The organism is Ferrovibrio sp. (genome assembly GCF_025869515.1).
Lineage (GTDB): Bacteria > Pseudomonadota > Alphaproteobacteria > Ferrovibrionales > Ferrovibrionaceae > Ferrovibrio.
Genome location: NZ_JAOZVR010000075.1, coordinates 15,809 through 32,741, shown reverse-complemented (window position 1 = coordinate 32,741; position 16,933 = coordinate 15,809). Strand labels below are relative to the sequence as shown.

Here is a 16,933-nt window from a genome sequence, read left to right as displayed (position 1 = left end):
ACCGGCGTTTGAGCAGGGCGAAATCTTTACTCCGCGTCGTCGGCCTCGGCGGCTTCCGGGCCGGCGTCGATCGCGGCGGCCACGATGCCGGTATTGGCCTTGATCGCGGCTTCAATCCGATTGGCAACCTCAGGGTTTTCCTTGAGGAAGAGCTTGGCGGCCTCGCGGCCCTGACCGATGCGCTGGCTGTCGAAGGAGAGCCAGGAGCCCGACTTCTCGACCACATTGGCTTTGACGCCGAGGTCGATCAGTTCGCCGGTCTTGGACACGCCCTCGCCATACATGATGTCGAAATCGACCACCTTGAACGGGGGCGCCACCTTGTTCTTGACCACCTTCACACGGGTCTGGTTGCCGACCACCTCGTCGCGGATCTTGATGGCGCCGATGCGGCGGATGTCGAGGCGGACGGAGGCGTAGAATTTCAGCGCGTTGCCGCCGGTGGTGGTTTCCGGGCTGCCGAACATCACGCCGATCTTCATGCGGATCTGGTTGATGAAGATGACCATGCAGTTCGACTTGGAGATCGAGGCGGTCAGCTTGCGCAGCGCCTGGCTCATCAGGCGGGCCTGCAGGCCCACATGCGTATCGCCCATCTCGCCTTCCAGTTCGGCCTGCGGCACCAGCGCGGCGACCGAGTCGATCACCAGCACGTCGATGGCGCCGGAGCGGACGAGCGTATCGGCGATTTCCAGCGCCTGCTCGCCGGTATCGGGCTGCGAGATCAGCAGCTCCTCGATATTGACGCCGAGCTTGCGGGCATAGGAGGGGTCGAGCGCGTGTTCGGCGTCGACGAAGGCGCAGGTGCCGCCCTTCTTCTGGGCCTCGGCCACGACATGGAGCGCGATGGTGGTCTTGCCCGAGCTTTCCGGACCGTAGACCTCGACGATGCGGCCCTTCGGCAGACCGCCGATGCCGAGCGCGATATCCAGGCCGAGCGAACCGGTGGAGATCGACTCGACCTCCATGCTCTGACGCTGGCCGAGCTTCATCACCGAGCCCTTGCCGAAATTGCGCTCGATCTGCGAGAGCGCCGCTTCCAGAGCCTTACTCTTATCCATGTTTTCCTTGTCCACGAGGCGAAGGGAGGGGGACGACATTGCGGGGCATCCTTTCATGGGAATCGGTCAATTGCAATTATACGCCGTTCTGACCCCATATGTTCTCATCTCGTTGCTGTTGTCCAGTAAAATCGACAGGCCTCTGCAGGTGCCTGATATTTATGGAATATTCCACAGGTGTTCTCACAAGACCGCCGTCATGTTCACGGCTGTTCGGACCATCGGGCGATTCCCCGGCCAGCCAGCCTCCCTGCCCCGGACTGGCGGCCAGACCGGCGGCGGCAGAGCGTCCGGAGGAGCGAATCTCGCTATTTTGTTGTGGATATAATCACTGAATACAGCCGGAAGTAGCTGATCTCTCAGCTCTGGCCGGCGGACTGCGGCGGCTAATCAAGCGCCCGGAGCCAGGCCCAATACTGCCACCGGCTCAGGGCCGAGACCTGCGCCTGGGTGAAAGCATTCGCCTGGGCAGGACTGAACGCCAGGATATCACCGGCGCTCAACCCGCGGATTGCCGTGGTGGCGATCGACGCCACCTGCGACGTGGTCAACGCCTGAAGCTGCGTCCTGTACAGCTCGTCGATATCGGTCGACCGCAGACCCGCGATCTGCGTCGTGCTCAGCCCCGCCACCTGCGTCGAGGTCAGCGCCCGCGTCTGCGTGCCGCTCAGGGCATTCAGATTGGTGGTGCTCAGGGAGCGCAACTGGCTGGTGGTCAGCGCCTGAAGCTGCGCCGTGGCCAGCTCGCCGACATCGGTGGTGCGCAGCCCCGCGATCTGCGTGGTGGCGAGCGCCGCCACCTGCGTCGCGGTCAGCGACTGCACCTGCGTCGTGACCAGAGCATTGAAATTGGCGGTGCCCAGCGCCTGCAGCTGGGCGGCGGTCAGCGCCCGGACCTGCGTCGTGCCCAGCTCGGCGATATCGGTGCTGCGCAGGCCGGCAATCTGCGTCGTGCTCAGCGCCGCCACCTGCGTCGCCGTCAGGGCCTGCACCTGCGTCGTGCCCAGGGCATTGAAATTGGCGGTGCCCAGCGCCTGCAGCTGCGCCGTCGTCAGTGCCTGAAGCTGCGTCGTGCCCAGTTCACCGATATCGGTGCTGCGCAGCCCGGCGATCTGCGTCGTGGTCAGCGCCGCCACCTGCGTCGCCGTCAGTGCCCGGACCTGCGTGGTGTTCAGGGCATTCAGGTCGGTGGTTTCGAGCGCCGCCACCTGCGTGGTGGCGAGACCCGCGATCTGCGCGCTGCTCAGCACCGCCACCTGCGTCGCCGTCAGATCCCTGATCTGCGTCGTGGCCAGCTCGGCGAGATCGGTGGTCCGCAGACCGGCGATCTGTGTCGTGGTCAGGGCGGAAATCTGCGTCGCCGTCAGCGCCTGCACCTGGCTGGTGGTCAGGGCATTCAGATTGGTGGTGCTGAGCGCGGCGATCTGCGAGGCGGTAAAACCCTTGATCTGCGTCGTGCCCAGCTCGGCGATGTCGGTGGTGCGCAGACCGGCGATCTGCGTCGTGGTCAGGGCGGAAATCTGCGTCGCCGTCAGCGCCTGCACCTGGCTGGTGGTCAGGGTGTTCAGATTGGTGGTGCTCAGCGCGGCGATCTGCGGCGCGGTCAGGCCGGCAATCTGCGTCGTGCCCAGCTCGGCGATGTCGGTAGTCCGCAGACCGGCGATCTGCGTCGTGCTCAGCGCCGCGATCTGCGTGGCCGTGAGTGCCTGTACCTGCGTCGTGCTGAGCGTATTCAGGTTGGTGGTACTGAGCGCGGCGATCTGCGGCGCGGTCAGGCCGGCAATCTGCGTCGTGCCCAGCTCGGCGATGTCGGTGGTCCGCAGTCCCTTGATCTGCGTCGTGGTCAGGGCGGAAATCTGCGTCGCCGTCAGTGCCTGGGTCTGTGTGGTGCTGAACGCATTCAGATTGGTGGTGTTCAGCGCAGCGATCTGCGCTGTGGTCAGGCTGGCAATCTGGGTGGCACTCAGCTCACCGATATCGGTGGTGCGCAGGCTCCCGATCTGCGTGGTGGTCAGCGCGGAAACCTGCTCCGTCGTCAGCGCCTGCACCTGGTTGGCATTCAGGGCATTCAGCGCCGCGGTGCTCAGGGCTGCCACCTGCGTGGCGGCAAGCGCCGTCAGCGTCGTCGGGGTCAGGGCGCTGACCTGGGTTTCATTCAACGATGCGACCTGCGTCGTGGTCAGCGCCCGGAGCTGCGTCGTGGTCAACTCGCCGATATCGGTGGTGCGCAGGCCCTTGACCTGTGTGGTCGTCAGAGCGGCGATCTGCGTGGTGCTCAGCGCCTGCGCCTGCGTGGTGGTCAGGGCATTCAGACTGGTGGTGCTCAGCGCCGCAATCTGCGTGGCGGTCAGGCCGGCGATCTGCGTCGTGCCCAGCTCGGCGATGTCGGTGCTGCGCAAGCCGGCGATCTGCGTGGTGGTCAGTGCGGAAATCTGCGTCGCCGTCAGCGCCTGCACCTGGCTGGTGGTCAGAGCATTCAGACTGGTGGTGCCCAGCGCCGCAATCTGCGTGGCGGTCAGGCCGGCGATCTGCGTCGTGGCCAGCTCGGCGATGTCGGTGGTCTGCAGCCCCTTGATCTGCGTGGTGGTCAGGGCCGCGATCTGCGTGGCCGCCAGTGCCTGAACCTGCGTGGTGTCGAGCGTATTCAGGTTGGTGGTGCTGAGCGCCGCGATCTGCGTGGCCGTCAACCCCGCGATCTGTGTCGTGCCCAGCTCGGCGATATCGGTACTGCGCAGACCGGCGATCTGCGTCGTCGTCAGAGCGGAAATCTGCGTCGCCGTCAGCGCCTGCACCTGGCTGGTGGTCAGGGCATTCAGCGCCGCAGTGGTCAGGGCCGCCACCTGCGTGCCGGCCAGCGCCGCCAGCGACGCCGGAGCCAGGGCCCCGACCTGGGTTTCAGTCAGGGCCGCGATCTGCGCCGTGGTCAGAGCCTGAAGCTGCGTGGTACCCAGCTCGGCGATGTCGCTGCTGCGCAGTCCCGTGATCTGCGTGGTGGTCAGGGCGGAAATCTGCGTCGCCGTCAGCGACTGCACCTGGCTGATATCGAATGCATTCAGACTGGCGGTGCCCAGCGCCACCAGCTGCGTGGCCGTCAGGCCGGCGATCTGCGTGGCACCCAGCTCGGCGATGTCGCTGCTGCGCAGCCCGGCGATCTGCGTGGTGCTCAGCGCGGAAATCTGCGTCGCCGTCAGCGCCTGAACCTGGCTGGTATCGAATGCATTCAGACTGGCGGTGCCCAGCGCCACCAGCTGCGTGGCCGTCAGGCCGGCAATCTGCGTGGCGCCCAGCTCGGCGATATCAGTGCTGCGCAGCCCCGTGATCTGCGTCGTCGTCAGGGCAGAAATCTGTGTCGCTGTCAGCGCCTGTGCCTGCGCTGTATCCAGGGCATTCAGCGCCGTGGTGGTCAGGGCCGCCACCTGCGTACCGGCCAGCGCCGTCAGCGATGCCGGCGCCAGGGCACCGATCTGGGTCTCATTCAGCGCGCCGATCTGCGTCGTGCTCAGCGCCTTCAGTTGCGTCGTGCTCAGGCTGGCGATGGCGGTCGTGTCGAGCGACCCGACCTGCGTCGTGCCCAGCGCCGCGATCTGCGTCGCCGTCAGCGCCTGAACCTGCGTCGCCGTCAGCGCATTCAGATTGGTCGTGCTCAGCACCCCGATCTGCGCGGTGGTCAGCGCCGCGATCTGCGTCGTGCCCAGCTCCGCGATGTCGCTGCTGCGCAGGCCGGCGATCTGCGTCGTGCTCAGCGCGGAAATCTGCGTCGCCGCCAGCGCCTGAACCTGCGCGGCCGACAGGGCGTTCAGCGCTGTGGTGGTCAGGGCCGCCACCTGCGTGCCGGCCAGCGCCGTCAGCGATGCCGGCGCCAGAGCCCCGACCTGGGTTTCAGTCAGGGCCGCGACCTGCGTCGTGCTCAGCGCCTTCAGCTGCGTCGTGCTCAGGCTGGCGATGGCGGTCGTATCAAGCGACCCGATCTGCGTCGTACCCAGCGCCGCGATCTGCGTGGCGGTAAAGCCCCTGATCTGCGTCGTACCCAGCTCGGCAATATCGGTGGTGCGCAGGCCGGCGATCTGCGTGGTGCTCAGCGCCGCAACCTGCGTCGCCGTCAGCGCCTGAACCTGCGTCGCCGTCAGCGCATTCAGATTTGTGGTGTTCAGCACCGTCACCTGCGCGGCGGTCAGTCCCGCGATCTGCGTCGTGCCCAGCTCGGCGATGTCGCTGCTGCGCAGGCCGGCGATCTGCGTCGTCGTCAGGGCGGAAACCTGGGTTGCCGTCAGCGCCTGCACCTGCGTCGTGTTCAGGGCGGTCAGCGCCGCAGTGGTCAGGGCCGCCACCTGCGTGCCGGCAAGCGCCGTCAGCGACGCCGGCGCCAGAGCGCCGATCTGGGTTTCAGTCAGGGACGCGATCTGCGTTGTGGTCAGAGCCTTCAGCTGCGTCGTGCTCAGGCTGGCGATGGCGGTCGTGTCGAGCGACCCGATCTGCGTCGTGCTCAGCGCGGAAATCTGCGCCGCCGTCAGGCCAGCGATCTGCGTCGTGCCCAGCTCGGCGATGTCGGTGCTGCGCAGGCCGGCAATCTGCGTCGTGCCCAGCGCGGAAACCTGCGTCGCCGTCAGCGCCTGCACCTGGCTGGTGGTCAAGGCATTCAGCGCCGCAGTGGTCAGGGCCGCCACCTGCGTGCCGGCAAGCGCCGTCAGCGATGCCGGCGCCAGGGCACCGATCTGGGTCTCAGTCAGGGACGCAATCTGCGTCGTGCTCAGCGCCTTCAACTGCGTCGTGCTCAGGCTGGCGATGTCGGTCGTCTCCAGCGCCCCGACCTGCGCGGCGGTCAACGCGGAAACCTGCGTCGTACTCAGCGCCTGCACCTGTGTCGTGTTCAGGGCATTCAGCGCCGTGGTGGTCAGGGCCGCCACCTGTGTGCCGGACAGGGCCGCCACCGCCGTCGTGCTCAGCGCCTTGACCTGCGTCGCCGTCAGCGCGCCAACCTGCGCGGTGGTCAGGGCCGCCAGATCGGCCGGCTCAAGCGCCGCGACCTGCGTGGCGGTCAGGCTACTGATCTGTGTCGCGCTCAGCTCGCCGATATCGGTGGTGCGCAGGCCCGCGATCTGCGCCGTGGTCAGCGCGGCAATCTGCTCCGCCGTCAGGGCCTGCACCTGGCTGGCCGTCAGGGCGTTCAGCGCCGTGGTGGCGAGGGCCGCCACCTGCGTGGTGGTGAAGGCCGTCAGGGCCGTCGGCGTCAGGATACCGATCTGGGTTTCAGTCAGCGCCGCGATCTGCGTCGTGGTCAGCGCCTTGAGCTGCGTCGTGGTCAGGGTGCCGATATTCGCCGTGCCCAGGGCCTTGCGCTGCGTCGTCGTGAGCGCGGAGAGCTGCGCCGGCGTCAGCGCCTTGACCTGCGCGTCGCTCAGCACACCCAACTGCGTTGTGCTCAGCGCCCTCACCTGCGTCGTGGCAAGGCTCTGCAGCTGGGCGGCGTTCAGGGCGTTCAGGTCGGCGGGCTCGATCGCCGTCACCTGGGTGGCCGTCAGGCTCCGAATCTGCGTCGTGCTCAGCTCGCCGAGATCGGTCGTCTCCAGGCCCGCGATCTGCGTCGTGGTCAGCGCCCGTATCTGCGTCGCCGTCAACGCCTGCGTCTGCGCGGTGCCGAGCGCATTCAGGCTGGTTGCGCTCAACGACCGCAGTTGCGTCCCGGTCAGCGCCCGCACCTGCGTCGTGGCCAGGTCGCCGACATCGGTCGTCTCGAAGGATGCGATCTGCGTGGTGGCGAGAGCCGCAATCTGTGCCGCCGTCAGCGCCCGCGTCTGCGCCGTGTCGAGCGCGGTCAGATTGGTCGCGGTCAGCGATCGCAGCTGGGTCCCCGACAGCGACCGCACCTGCGTTGTGGTCAGCTCGCCGATATCCGTGGTCCGCAGGCCGGCGATCTGCGTCGTGCTCAGGGCCCTCACCTGCCCCGGCGTCAGCGCCTGCGTCAGCGTGGCATCGAGCGCGTTCAGGTTGGTGGTGCTCAGAGACCGCAGTTGCGGACCGGTCAGCGCCCGCAGCTGCGTCGTGGCCAGATCGCCGAGATCGGTCGAACCGAGCGAGCCGATCTGCGTGGAGGTGAGGCTGGCGATCTGCGCCGCCGTCAGCGCCCGCGTCTGCGTCGTATCGAGCGCGTTCAGATTGGTCGTGGTCAAAGACCGCAACTGCGCCGTGGTGAGAACGCGCAACTGCGTCGTATTCAGTTCGCCGATATCCCCGGTCCGCAGGCTGGCGATCTGCGTTGTATTCAGGGCCCTCACCTGCGCCGCCGCCAATGCCTGCGTCTGCGAAGTATCGAGCGCATTCAGGTTCGTGGTGGTCAAAGACCGCAGCTGGGTTCCCGTCAGCACCCGCACCTGCGTCGTGGCCAGCTCGCCGATATCGGTCGTGCTGAGCGATGCGATCTGCGTGGCGGTGAGACTGCCGATCTGCGTCGTGGTCAGCGCCTGCGTCTGCGTCGTGTCGAGCGCGTTCAGGTTGGTCGTGGTCAGAGCGCGCAGCTGCGTTCCGGTCAGCGCCCGCAGCTGCGTCGTATTCAGTTCGTCGAGATCCGCGCTCCGCAGACTGGCGATCTGGGTTGCATTCAGCGCCCTCACCTGCGCCACAGCCAAAGCCCGCGCCTGCGTTGTATCGAACGCGTTCAGGTTGGTCGTGCTCAAGGACCGCAACTGGGTTCCGGTCAGGCCGGCAATTGCCGTGCTGGTCAGCGCGCCGACCTGCGTTTCGGACAACTGCCCGATCTGGGCCGCGGTCAGACCTTTCACCTGCGTCGCATTCAGGGTGCCGAGCGCCGCGGTCGTCAACGCCGCGATCTGCGTGGTGGTCAGGGCCCTCACCTGCAACGCCGTCAGCGCCTGCACCTGCGTGGTGTCCAGGATATTCAGATCGGTGGTCTCGAGCGCCGCCACCTGGGTACCGGTCAAGCCCCGGATCTGCGTCTGCGTCAAATCCGCAACATCGGTGGTATAGAGCGCGGAAATCTGGGTCGCGGTCAGCGCGGAGATCTGCCCCACCGTCAGCGCCCGGGTCTGCGTCGTGTCGAACGCGTTCAGATTGGTCGTGGTCAGAGCGCGCAGCTGCGGCCCGGTCAGCGCCTTCACCTGCGTCGTGCTCAGTTCGCCGATATCGGTCGTCCGCAGACCTTCAATCTGCGTTGTGCTCAGGGCCTTCACCTGCGTGGCCGTCAGCACCTGCGTCTGTGTCGTGTCGAGCGCGTTCAGATTGGTCGTGCTCAAGGAGCGCAATTGCGTCCCCGTCAGCGCCCGCAGCTGCGTCGTGGTCAGGTCGCCGACATCGGTCGCACCGAGCGATGCGATCTGCGTGGAGGTGAGACTGGCAACCTGCCCTGCCGTCAGTGACTGGGTCTGCGTCGCATCGAGCGCGTTCAGGTTGGTCGTGCTCAGCGATCGCAACTGATTGGTCGTCAGCGCGGCGATCGCCGTGCGGGTCAGTCCACCGACCTGGACCTCATCCAGCGCGCCGATCTGCGTGGCGCTCAGGCCTTTCACCTGCGTCGCATTCAGGCTGCCGATCGCCGCCGATGTCAGCGACGCGATCTGCGAGGTGGTCAGTGCACGAATCTGCGTGGCGCTCAGGGCCTGGAACTGCGTGGTGCTGAAGGCATTCAGGTCGGTGGTTTCAAGCGCCGCCACCTGGGTGCCGGTCAGGCTCCTGACCTGCGTGGTACTCAGTTCGCCGATATCGCTGGACCGCAGACCGGCGATCTGCGTGGCGGTCAGCGCGCGAACCTGGGTGACTTTCAGCGCCTGGAACTGCGTGGTGTCGAGGTAATTCAGATTGGTCGTACTGAAGGACTGCAACTGTCCGGCCGAGAGAACGGCAAGTTGCGCGGCGTCGAAGACCAGCTGGGAGGTGGTCAAATAGCTGAACTGCGTTGCCGTCAGGGCTTTGACCTGCGTCGCCAGCAGTGCTTTGACCTGCGTTGAATCGAGTGTCTCGATGCCGGTCTGGGACAGCGCGGCGATCTGCGTCGATTTGAGCGACCGGATGTCCGCTGTGGTCAGCCCCTGAATCGCGCTCGTCGCCAGTCCGGCGATTTGCGTTGTCGGAAAGAGGCCAACACTCGTCACAGCTAAAATTTCCCCCAAAACGCCCGGTGCCCGCCCCTATGCCGTTCCGGCAGTGGACAGCACCTCTTTGCGTCGCAACCATACGACGATTCCCACGGTCAGCAGCCTCGCTCCATGCGGAGGAAAAATCCACCAGATTCTGGGAAAATTCGAGAAATTTCCGCAATCAGTCCGGGTGCGGTCTATGGTCGCAGCGGCTCAGGTTGCCGGACGATTTCCACCGGGAGCCGCCGCATCCATCACTTCCTTGACCTTGCCGGCCAGCTGGCTGAGGGAAAACGGCTTGGCCAGGAAGTTCACATCGGCGGATTTCGCCATATTCGAGCGCAAACTGTCTTCGGCGTAACCGGAGATAAACAGGATTTTGAGTTCCGGGCGGCGCGTCCGGAGCTGCGCGGCCAGGCTCGGCCCGTCCAGATTCGGCATCACGACATCGGAGATCAGCAACTCGACGCGTTCGAGCTGGTCGGCCGGCAAGGCCAGCGCCTGTTCGCCGGAAGCGGCCTCAATGACGGTGTAGCCCTTGTTGCGCAGCGCGCGGGCGGCGAAGGCACGCACCGCATCCTCGTCCTCCACCAGCAGCACGAGGCCCTGACCGGTGAGATCGCGGCTGTCGGGCCGGGCTTCGTCGCGGCTGGCGGGCAGGTCGTCGGCATTCGGTTTGTGGCACGGCAGGTAGAGCCGGAAACAGGCACCCTCGCCCGGCGCGCTTTCGACATGGATGAAGCCGCCGGTCTGTTTGATGATGCCATAGACGGTGGAAAGCCCCAGCCCGGTGCCGGCGCCGACCGCCTTGGTGGTGAAGAAGGGATCGAAAATCTTGGCCATGTTTTCCGGCGCAATGCCGTGGCCGCTGTCCTTCACCTCGATCAGCACGTAGTCGCCCGGCGGAATCGTTTCGGTGCCGAGCGGCGTGGCCTGCGCGACGGTATGGTTGAGGGTACGGATCAGCAGGTCGCCGCCTTCGATCATGGCATCGCGGGCATTGACCGCGAGATTGATGATCACCTGCTCGAGCTGGCCCTGGTCGACCTTGATCAGGCCGAGATCGCGGCCATGCACCATCTTCAGCGTGATGGTCTCGCCGATCAGTCGCCCGATCAGGTTGCGCAGATCGGCCAGCACATCGGTGATATCCAGTACCTTGGGGACCAAAGTCTGCTGACGCGAGAAAGCCAGCAGCTGGCGCACCAGATTGGCGGCACGGCTGGCATTCTGCTTGATCTGCATGATATCGGCAAACGACTGGTCGCCGGGCTGATGGCGCTGCAGCAGCAGGTCGCAGAAGCCGATCATCGCGGTGAGCAGATTGTTGAAGTCATGCGCGATGCCGCCAGCGAGCTGACCGACCGCCTGCATCTTCTGACTCTGGTGGAACTGGGTCTGCAGGCTGCGCTGCTCGGTGGTGTCGACCAGATAGACCAGCTGCGCCGACTGGCCGTCCTCGCGTTCCGCGGAGGACGCGGCGAACACTTCCACCACACGCTCGCGCGGCCCGGCGAGCCGCACCTCCAGCGCACGGCTGAAAGTCTCCCCGCGACGCAATGCCACCAGATGGCGGGTCAGCATCAGGGCATCTTCTTCGCGCACCAGAGCCGCCAGCCGCTGGCCGAGCCAGTCGTCACGGCCGCAGAGCTGGGCGAAAGCGGCATTGGCTTCGCGGATGGTACCGGCGGAATCGAGTACCAAGATGCCGATCGGCGCCTGGTCGAAGAAGCGCCGGAACTCGGCTTCCACCGGGCGCAAGGTGCCGCGCTGACGCAGTTCGAGGCCGAGATCATGTATCACGGCGCTGTAACGCAGGGGATCGCCGTCGGCATCGGTTACCTCGGTCTGGCTGACGCTGACCAGGCGGAAACGGCTGGCATCGTCGGCTTCAACGCCGCTGTCTTCCGGGGCCGGCAACGGCCGCAGCTTGGCTTCGCCGCCGGGCCAGTCCGGCGTCATCGCCTCGTTCTCGCGCCCCTCGCCATGCGACAGCACATCGGCCAGCAGCAGGTCGCTGCCGACCAGCTGCTCCGGCACGGTGCCGAGCCAGGCGGCGAAAGTGCGGTTGGCGAACAGGAAACGGCCGTCCGGCGCCACCGAATAGAGACCGACCGGTGCATTGTCGATGAAGGCCGCCAGTTCGTCGCGCTGCTGGCGCACCGCCACTAGGGCGGCGGCATTGTCGGCCACTTCCTGGATGTCCCAGATCACCCAGTTGCGCCGGCCCGAGATCGAAACCGGCGCCAGCATGGCGGTGACCCGCAGCGACACCACGCCGTCACCGGCATGGACCGCGATATCCTCCTGCACGGCCCGGCCAAGCGGCAGCAGGCTCTGCAGCCGGGCGATGACCTCGGCATTGCCGATCTCGCCGCCCAGCAGCGCATCGGGTGCATGCCCGCCCTCGTCGCCGAGCCGCGCGGCCAGCGCGCGATACGCGGTGTTGTCGGCCAGCAATTCATGGCCCCGGGTGATGGCACGCGCAAACGGACTTGCCTCCGCCAGCAGCCAGGCGGCGCGACGGCGCGGCGAACCGATCAGCGAAGCGAAGCTGAGCGCCATGGCTTCCCCCGCGACATCACTCGGGCGCCTCGATCGTCTCGACCTTGGGTTCGTATTTGGAGGAAATCCCGTCCTTCAGCTTCATGATGTAGGAGATCACCTCGGCGACAGCACGGAAATGTTCGACCGGAATCTCATTGTCGATCTCGACCTTGAACAGGGCACGGGCCAGCGGCGGATTCTCGACGATCGGCACATTGTGTTCGGTGGCGATCTCGCGGATGCGACGGGCGACGTTGTCGGCGCCCTTGGCCACCACGATCGGCGCCTCGGACTGGCCCTGATTGTATTTCAGCGCCACGGCAAAGTGGGTCGGGTTGGTGACCACCACACTGGCCTGCGGCACGGCCTGCATCATGCGCTGGCGCACGCGCTGCATGCGCAACTGGCGCAGGCGCGCCTTGATCATGGGATCGCCTTCCTGCTCCTTGTATTCGTCCTTCAGCTCCTGCTTGGTCATGCGCAGCTGCTTCATGTAACTGTGGCGCTGGTACAGATAGTCGGCCACGGCGACGATGAACATGATGCCGAGCAGCGCACCCACCACCTTGGCGACGATCTTCAGACACAGCGGCAGGATGACATGGAGATCGAGGTCGATCAGGACTTCCAGTTCATCCATTTCCGGAATCAGGATGGCGAGCAGGATGCCGCCGATCACCGCGATCTTGATCAGGTTCTTGAGGAACTCGACGAAATTCTGCAGGCCGACCATGCGTTTGAGGCCCGCCAGCGGCGACAGCTTCTCGAAATTCGGCTTGATGCGTTCGAAGCTCACCTGCAGCGGATTCTGTATCAGGCTGGCCCCGAGGCTGGCCAGCACGAACAGGCCGAGCACCGGCGACAGCACGATACCGAGATCCATCATCATGTCGACGGCCAGTCGTGCCAGATGGCTGGGGTCGACCGGAATGAGATGCGGCTGCGCGAAAAATACAGTGGTGGCGCTGACCACCCGGCTCGACAACGAGTCGGCAAGCATCCACAACGCAATACTGGCCGCCAGGAAGGTGAACCAGTAGCTGATTTCCATCGACTTGGCGACGTTGCCCTTCTCGGCCGCATCGGACAGCCGTTTCCCGGAAGGGTCTTCGGTTTTGGATTCTGGGTCAGCATCTTCCGACATGCCCGTCCTCCTAGCGCGGTGCGAGGAACTGCGCCATATGTCCCTCGACGTAGGTGGTGAACGACAGGCCGATGGCGCCCAGCGACAGGCCGAGCACGACCAGCGACATGGCGATCTGCGGCGCCTGCATGATGAAGAAAATCTGCAGCGACGGCATCAGGCGATTGAGCAGGCCGAGCGCGACGTTGAAGACGATGCCGTAAACAAGAAAGGGTGCGGCGAGCTTCATGCCCAGGGTGAAGCCGTCGCTGACCAGCCGGACGGCGGCATTGGCGAAATCGCCGAAGGACGGAGCCTGCATCGGCGGGAACAGCGTGTAACTGTCGTAGGCGGCCTGCAGCCCGAGCAGATGCAGATCGGTGGCCAGGACGAGGCAGATACCCAGAAAGGTCAGCGCGCTGGACACCAGCACGCTCTGTGAACCCTGGTTCGGATCGAAGAACATCGCCGCCGACAGGCCGGCCTGCAGGGCGATCACCGTACCGGCGACATGCATGGCCGACATGATCAGACGCACCATCATGCCAAGGGCGAGGCCGAAGCCGATCTCGCTGACGACCAGAAAGGCCAGATGAAACGGCTGGGCCGGGATCGGCGGCAGGGCCGGCCCCAGGATCGGCACCACGAGCGCCGATGTCAGCAGGGCGATGCTGAGACGGAAGCGTGCCGGCACCGAGTTTTCACCCACGGCCGGCAGCGCCATCATCGCGGAGCCGAGGCGGCTGAAGATCAGCAGGAACATGTAGACATTGCCGGCGACGAACTGCTGCAGCATCGCAGGTTATTCCAGGCCGGCGATCTTCTGCGCCAGCTGCTCCATGAATGTCACCATGGTGCCGATCATGAAGGGCATGGTGATGATCAGGGTGCCGAAGATAGCGATGATTTTCGGCACGAAGGTGAGCGTGGGTTCCTGCAGCTGGGTCACGGCCTGGAACAGCGCGATCACCAGACCGATGACCAGGCTGACAATCATGGCCGGGCCGGCCACTTTCAGCAGCACCCAGATGGCTTCGCGCATAACGTCTGTGACTTCGACGGCAGTCATCGATTCGGTCTCCGCCGCCGATCTTATCCGATTGCGCGCTGTTACCCCAGCCCAAGAGCTCGTTTGGGGGCCCTTCCGGGCGCTGTGCCGCCCGTAAAGCAGGCGGCAGAAGCACTATTTATTGCCGAGACCCGCCGGGGTCAGATCGGCATGCGCAGGATTTCCTGGTAGGCGCTGATCACGCGGTCGCGAACCGCCACCACGGTGTCGAGTGCCATTTCGGCATTGGTCACCGCGGTCACCACATCGGTCACGTCGGCCTTGCCGCTCACCGCCTGCGCCGAGGTCGCCTCGGCGGTTTTCTGGGCATCCACCGTGTTCTGCAGCGCCTCGCCCAGCATCTGGCCAAAGCCGCTGTCGCCCTTGACCTTGCTGGCATCGGCGCCGCCGAGCACCTTGCCCAGGCCCAGCGTGTCGGCAATCCGTAAATCAGCCATGGCTTAACCCCTCGATCCGGCCGGGATCAGCTGCGCAGCAGATCGACGGTGCGGCTCAGCATCGCCTTCGCCGAGTCGATCACGTTCAGATTGGCTTCGTAGGTGCGCTGCGCTTCGCGCATATCGGCCATTTCGATCACCGATTTCACGTTCGGCATCTTCACATAGCCATCTGCATTGGCCGACGGGTGGCCCGGATCGTATTTCAGTTCGAAATCCGAGCGATCCTGCTGCGGTTTCTGCGCCTTGACCAGATTGGCACCCATCGCGCGATCGAGTTCGGACTTGAAATTCACCACCTTGCGGCGATACGGGTCGCTGCCCGGCGTCTTGCCCATCGAATCGGTATTGGCCAGGTTCTCGGCAATGGTCTTCAGGCGTTCGCCCTGGGCCCGCATGCCGGAGGCCGAAATCTTCATTGCGTTCTTAAGGTCCATGCGCCGTCTCCGTCGCTATTCGGTTAGCCCTGGCGGTTGCCAAGGGCCTTCTTCAGCAAGCCGACCTGCTTGCGATAGAGGCTTGTCATCAGATTGTGTTCGGCCTGGGTCTCGGCCACGTTCATCATCTGCTGCTCGAGATTGACCGCATTGCCGTTCGGTGCGGTTTCGTAATTGCCGCTGGGCCGCGCCGTCTTCCACTGGTCGCTGCTGCGCCCGCCCAGACCGCGGAAATGGCCGGGCTGCGTGGCGGCGGCGGCGCCGGAAAGCTGGCTGTTGCGCACCAACTCGCCGAAGCTGACCTGCTTGAGGTCCTTCGGCTTGTAATTCGGGGTATCGGCATTGGCGACATTCTCGGCCAGCACGCGCTGACGCTCGCCCAGCCAGTCCATCCGGCGGGTGATCGCTTTGAGCACGCTGATCTTGTCGAGGTCCATACCGCTGCCTTACGCCGCTGCCTGGCCCGGACGGTCCGGGCCGGGATCAGGCCTTTTGAACTGGCTCGCAGGCTGACTCCGGGGTCCTAAAGATTCGGTTAACCCCGGAGCGTGGTAGGATGCCGCATTCGCCGCCCTTCCAAGCCCAGCACCAGGACGCCCGTGGCCGATCCGCCGAACAAAAACCCAGCAAAACCGCCAAAACAGAAGGCGGTTGCCCTGCGTTACAACGCCGACCGCGAAGAGGCGCCCCGGGTGGTGGCCACCGGCGAGGGTCATATCGCGGCGCAGATCGTAAGGATTGCCCTCGATAACGGGATCATCATCCACAAGGATTCCGACCTGGTCGAAATCCTGTCCAAACTCGATATCGATGCGCTGATCCCGATCGAGGCCTTCGCCGCCGTGGCGGAGATTCTCAGCTATATCTACCGCAGCCAGGGCAAGACACCCGGTACCTGACGCAGCTTTCATCGGGCCGCGCCCGGCGGATCGGCCTATCGGCTTGACCCGACTCGGACCCGGCCACCAGAGTAGCCCGCAATCACGGATCAGGCCGATATGGAAAGCATCGATTTCACCCAGGTGGCACTCGCCTTCGGCGGCCTGCTGCTGCTGCTCGCGCTGTTTTACTATGGCGCGCGCGCGCTGTCGGGGTCGACCACGCGCGCCGGCAAATGGCGCAGCGGCCAGCGGATCGGTGTGATCGACAGCATGCCGGTCGATGGCACCCGCCGGCTGGTGCTGGTGCGCCGCGACGATACCGAACATCTGCTGCTGCTCGGCACTCATGGCGATCTGGTGATCGAAAGCAATATTCCGATACCGCCGCGCGACGAGGCCGATCCGGCCGCTGGCGGGCCGCGCAAGCCCGCCTCGGTCGACGATTCAGGCGGCTGGCCGACCCTGCGCGTGCCGGGACGCGACCGCTGATGCGCCAGATCATGCGCCGGAAGCTGTCCGCTCTGCTGTCCGACTGCCGGCGCGCCCTGCCCTGGTCGCTCGGCTTTGGCCTGGTTGCCCTGCTGATGATGGCGCCGACGTCGCTGTTTGCGCAGTCGGTCAACATCGACCTCGGCCAGGGCGGCTCGCTGACCGGCCGCGTCATCCAGCTGGTGGTGCTGACCACCGTCCTGGCACTGGCGCCGTCGATCCTGGTGGTGATCACCAGCTTCGTGCGCATCGTCGTGGTGCTGTCGATCCTGCGCAGCGCCATGGGCACGCAATCAACGCCGCCGAATGCGGTGCTGATGAGCCTGGCGCTGTTCCTGACCTTCTTCATCATGCAGCCCTATATGGAACGCGCCTATAACGAGGGCGTGCAGCCGCTGATCGAGGAACAGATCGACGAACGCGTCGCCTTCGACCGTTCGATTGCACCGTTCCACGAATTCATGCGCAACCATGTGCGCGAGAAGGATCTGGCGCTGTTCAGCGGCTTTGCCCGCGTGCCGCCGGCGGCGACGGCGGCCGAAATCCCGCTGCGCGTACTGGTGCCCGCGTTCATGATCAGCGAACTGAAACGCGCCTTCGAGATCGGCTTCCTGCTGTTCATCCCCTTCATCGTGGTCGACATGGTGGTCGCGAGCGTGCTGATGTCGATGGGCATGATGATGCTGCCGCCGGTGATGATCTCACTGCCGTTCAAGCTGATCTTCTTCGTGCTGGTGGATGGCTGGAACCTGGTCTGCGCGGCACTGGTGGAAAGCTTCATACCACGCTGACGCTGGGCGGC

At 65.3% G+C, this 16,933-nt stretch carries 12 protein-coding genes; 3 read left to right on the top strand and 9 right to left on the bottom strand.

Going from position 1 to position 16,933, the window contains the following annotated elements; all coding sequences use genetic code 11:
* Positions 1-26: 26 nt before the first annotated feature.
* From recA to flgB, 9 genes are all read right to left on the bottom strand, one after another.
* Positions 27-1,100: a recombinase RecA gene (gene recA / locus OJJ21_RS11680; RefSeq protein WP_297686379.1), complete on the bottom strand. Its 1,074-nt coding sequence runs from the start codon at positions 1,098-1,100 to the stop codon at positions 27-29.
* 347 nt (positions 1,101-1,447) lie between these two features.
* A complete protein-coding gene (locus tag OJJ21_RS11675) occupies positions 1,448-9,163 on the bottom strand; it encodes a hypothetical protein (protein ID WP_297686377.1) in 7,716 nt (2,571 codons plus the stop codon).
* A 198-nt stretch (positions 9,164-9,361) separates the two neighbouring features.
* A complete protein-coding gene (locus OJJ21_RS11670; protein WP_297686375.1) occupies positions 9,362-11,713 on the bottom strand; it encodes an ATP-binding protein in 2,352 nt (783 codons plus the stop codon).
* Between the two features lie 16 nt (positions 11,714-11,729).
* Positions 11,730-12,839, bottom strand: a complete 1,110-nt coding sequence (gene flhB / locus OJJ21_RS11665; RefSeq protein ID WP_297686373.1) for a flagellar biosynthesis protein FlhB — start codon at positions 12,837-12,839, stop codon at positions 11,730-11,732.
* Between the two features lie 10 nt (positions 12,840-12,849).
* Positions 12,850-13,614, bottom strand: a complete 765-nt coding sequence (gene fliR / locus OJJ21_RS11660; protein ID WP_297686371.1) for a flagellar biosynthetic protein FliR — start codon at positions 13,612-13,614, stop codon at positions 12,850-12,852.
* A 6-nt stretch (positions 13,615-13,620) separates the two neighbouring features.
* Positions 13,621-13,887, bottom strand: a complete 267-nt coding sequence (gene fliQ / locus OJJ21_RS11655; RefSeq protein ID WP_297686369.1) for a flagellar biosynthesis protein FliQ — start codon at positions 13,885-13,887, stop codon at positions 13,621-13,623.
* Positions 13,888-14,027: 140 nt separating this feature from the next.
* Entirely contained in the window at positions 14,028-14,324 is a 297-nt protein-coding gene (gene fliE, locus OJJ21_RS11650; RefSeq protein ID WP_297686367.1) for a flagellar hook-basal body complex protein FliE, read from the bottom strand.
* 26 nt (positions 14,325-14,350) lie between these two features.
* Positions 14,351-14,761, bottom strand: a complete 411-nt coding sequence (gene flgC / locus OJJ21_RS11645; RefSeq protein WP_297686365.1) for a flagellar basal body rod protein FlgC — start codon at positions 14,759-14,761, stop codon at positions 14,351-14,353.
* Positions 14,762-14,784: 23 nt separating this feature from the next.
* Positions 14,785-15,198, bottom strand: a complete 414-nt coding sequence (gene flgB / locus OJJ21_RS11640) for a flagellar basal body rod protein FlgB (protein WP_297686363.1) — start codon at positions 15,196-15,198, stop codon at positions 14,785-14,787.
* A 162-nt stretch (positions 15,199-15,360) separates the two neighbouring features.
* On the opposite strand from flgB, the gene OJJ21_RS11635 reads away from it, so the two are divergent.
* The 3 genes from OJJ21_RS11635 (at position 15,361) to fliP (ending at position 16,922) form a co-directional block, all read left to right on the top strand.
* Positions 15,361-15,660: an EscU/YscU/HrcU family type III secretion system export apparatus switch protein gene (locus OJJ21_RS11635; RefSeq protein ID WP_297686361.1), complete on the top strand. Its 300-nt coding sequence runs from the start codon at positions 15,361-15,363 to the stop codon at positions 15,658-15,660.
* Positions 15,661-15,759: 99 nt separating this feature from the next.
* On the top strand, positions 15,760-16,131 hold the full coding sequence (locus OJJ21_RS11630) for a flagellar biosynthetic protein FliO (RefSeq protein WP_297686359.1): 372 nt from the start codon (positions 15,760-15,762) through the stop codon (positions 16,129-16,131).
* A gap of 95 nt (positions 16,132-16,226) precedes the next feature.
* Positions 16,227-16,922 (top strand): flagellar type III secretion system pore protein FliP, encoded by a 696-nt coding sequence (fliP, locus tag OJJ21_RS11625; RefSeq protein WP_366092865.1) that lies wholly within the window; start codon positions 16,227-16,229, stop codon positions 16,920-16,922.
* Positions 16,923-16,933 lie beyond the last annotated feature (11 nt).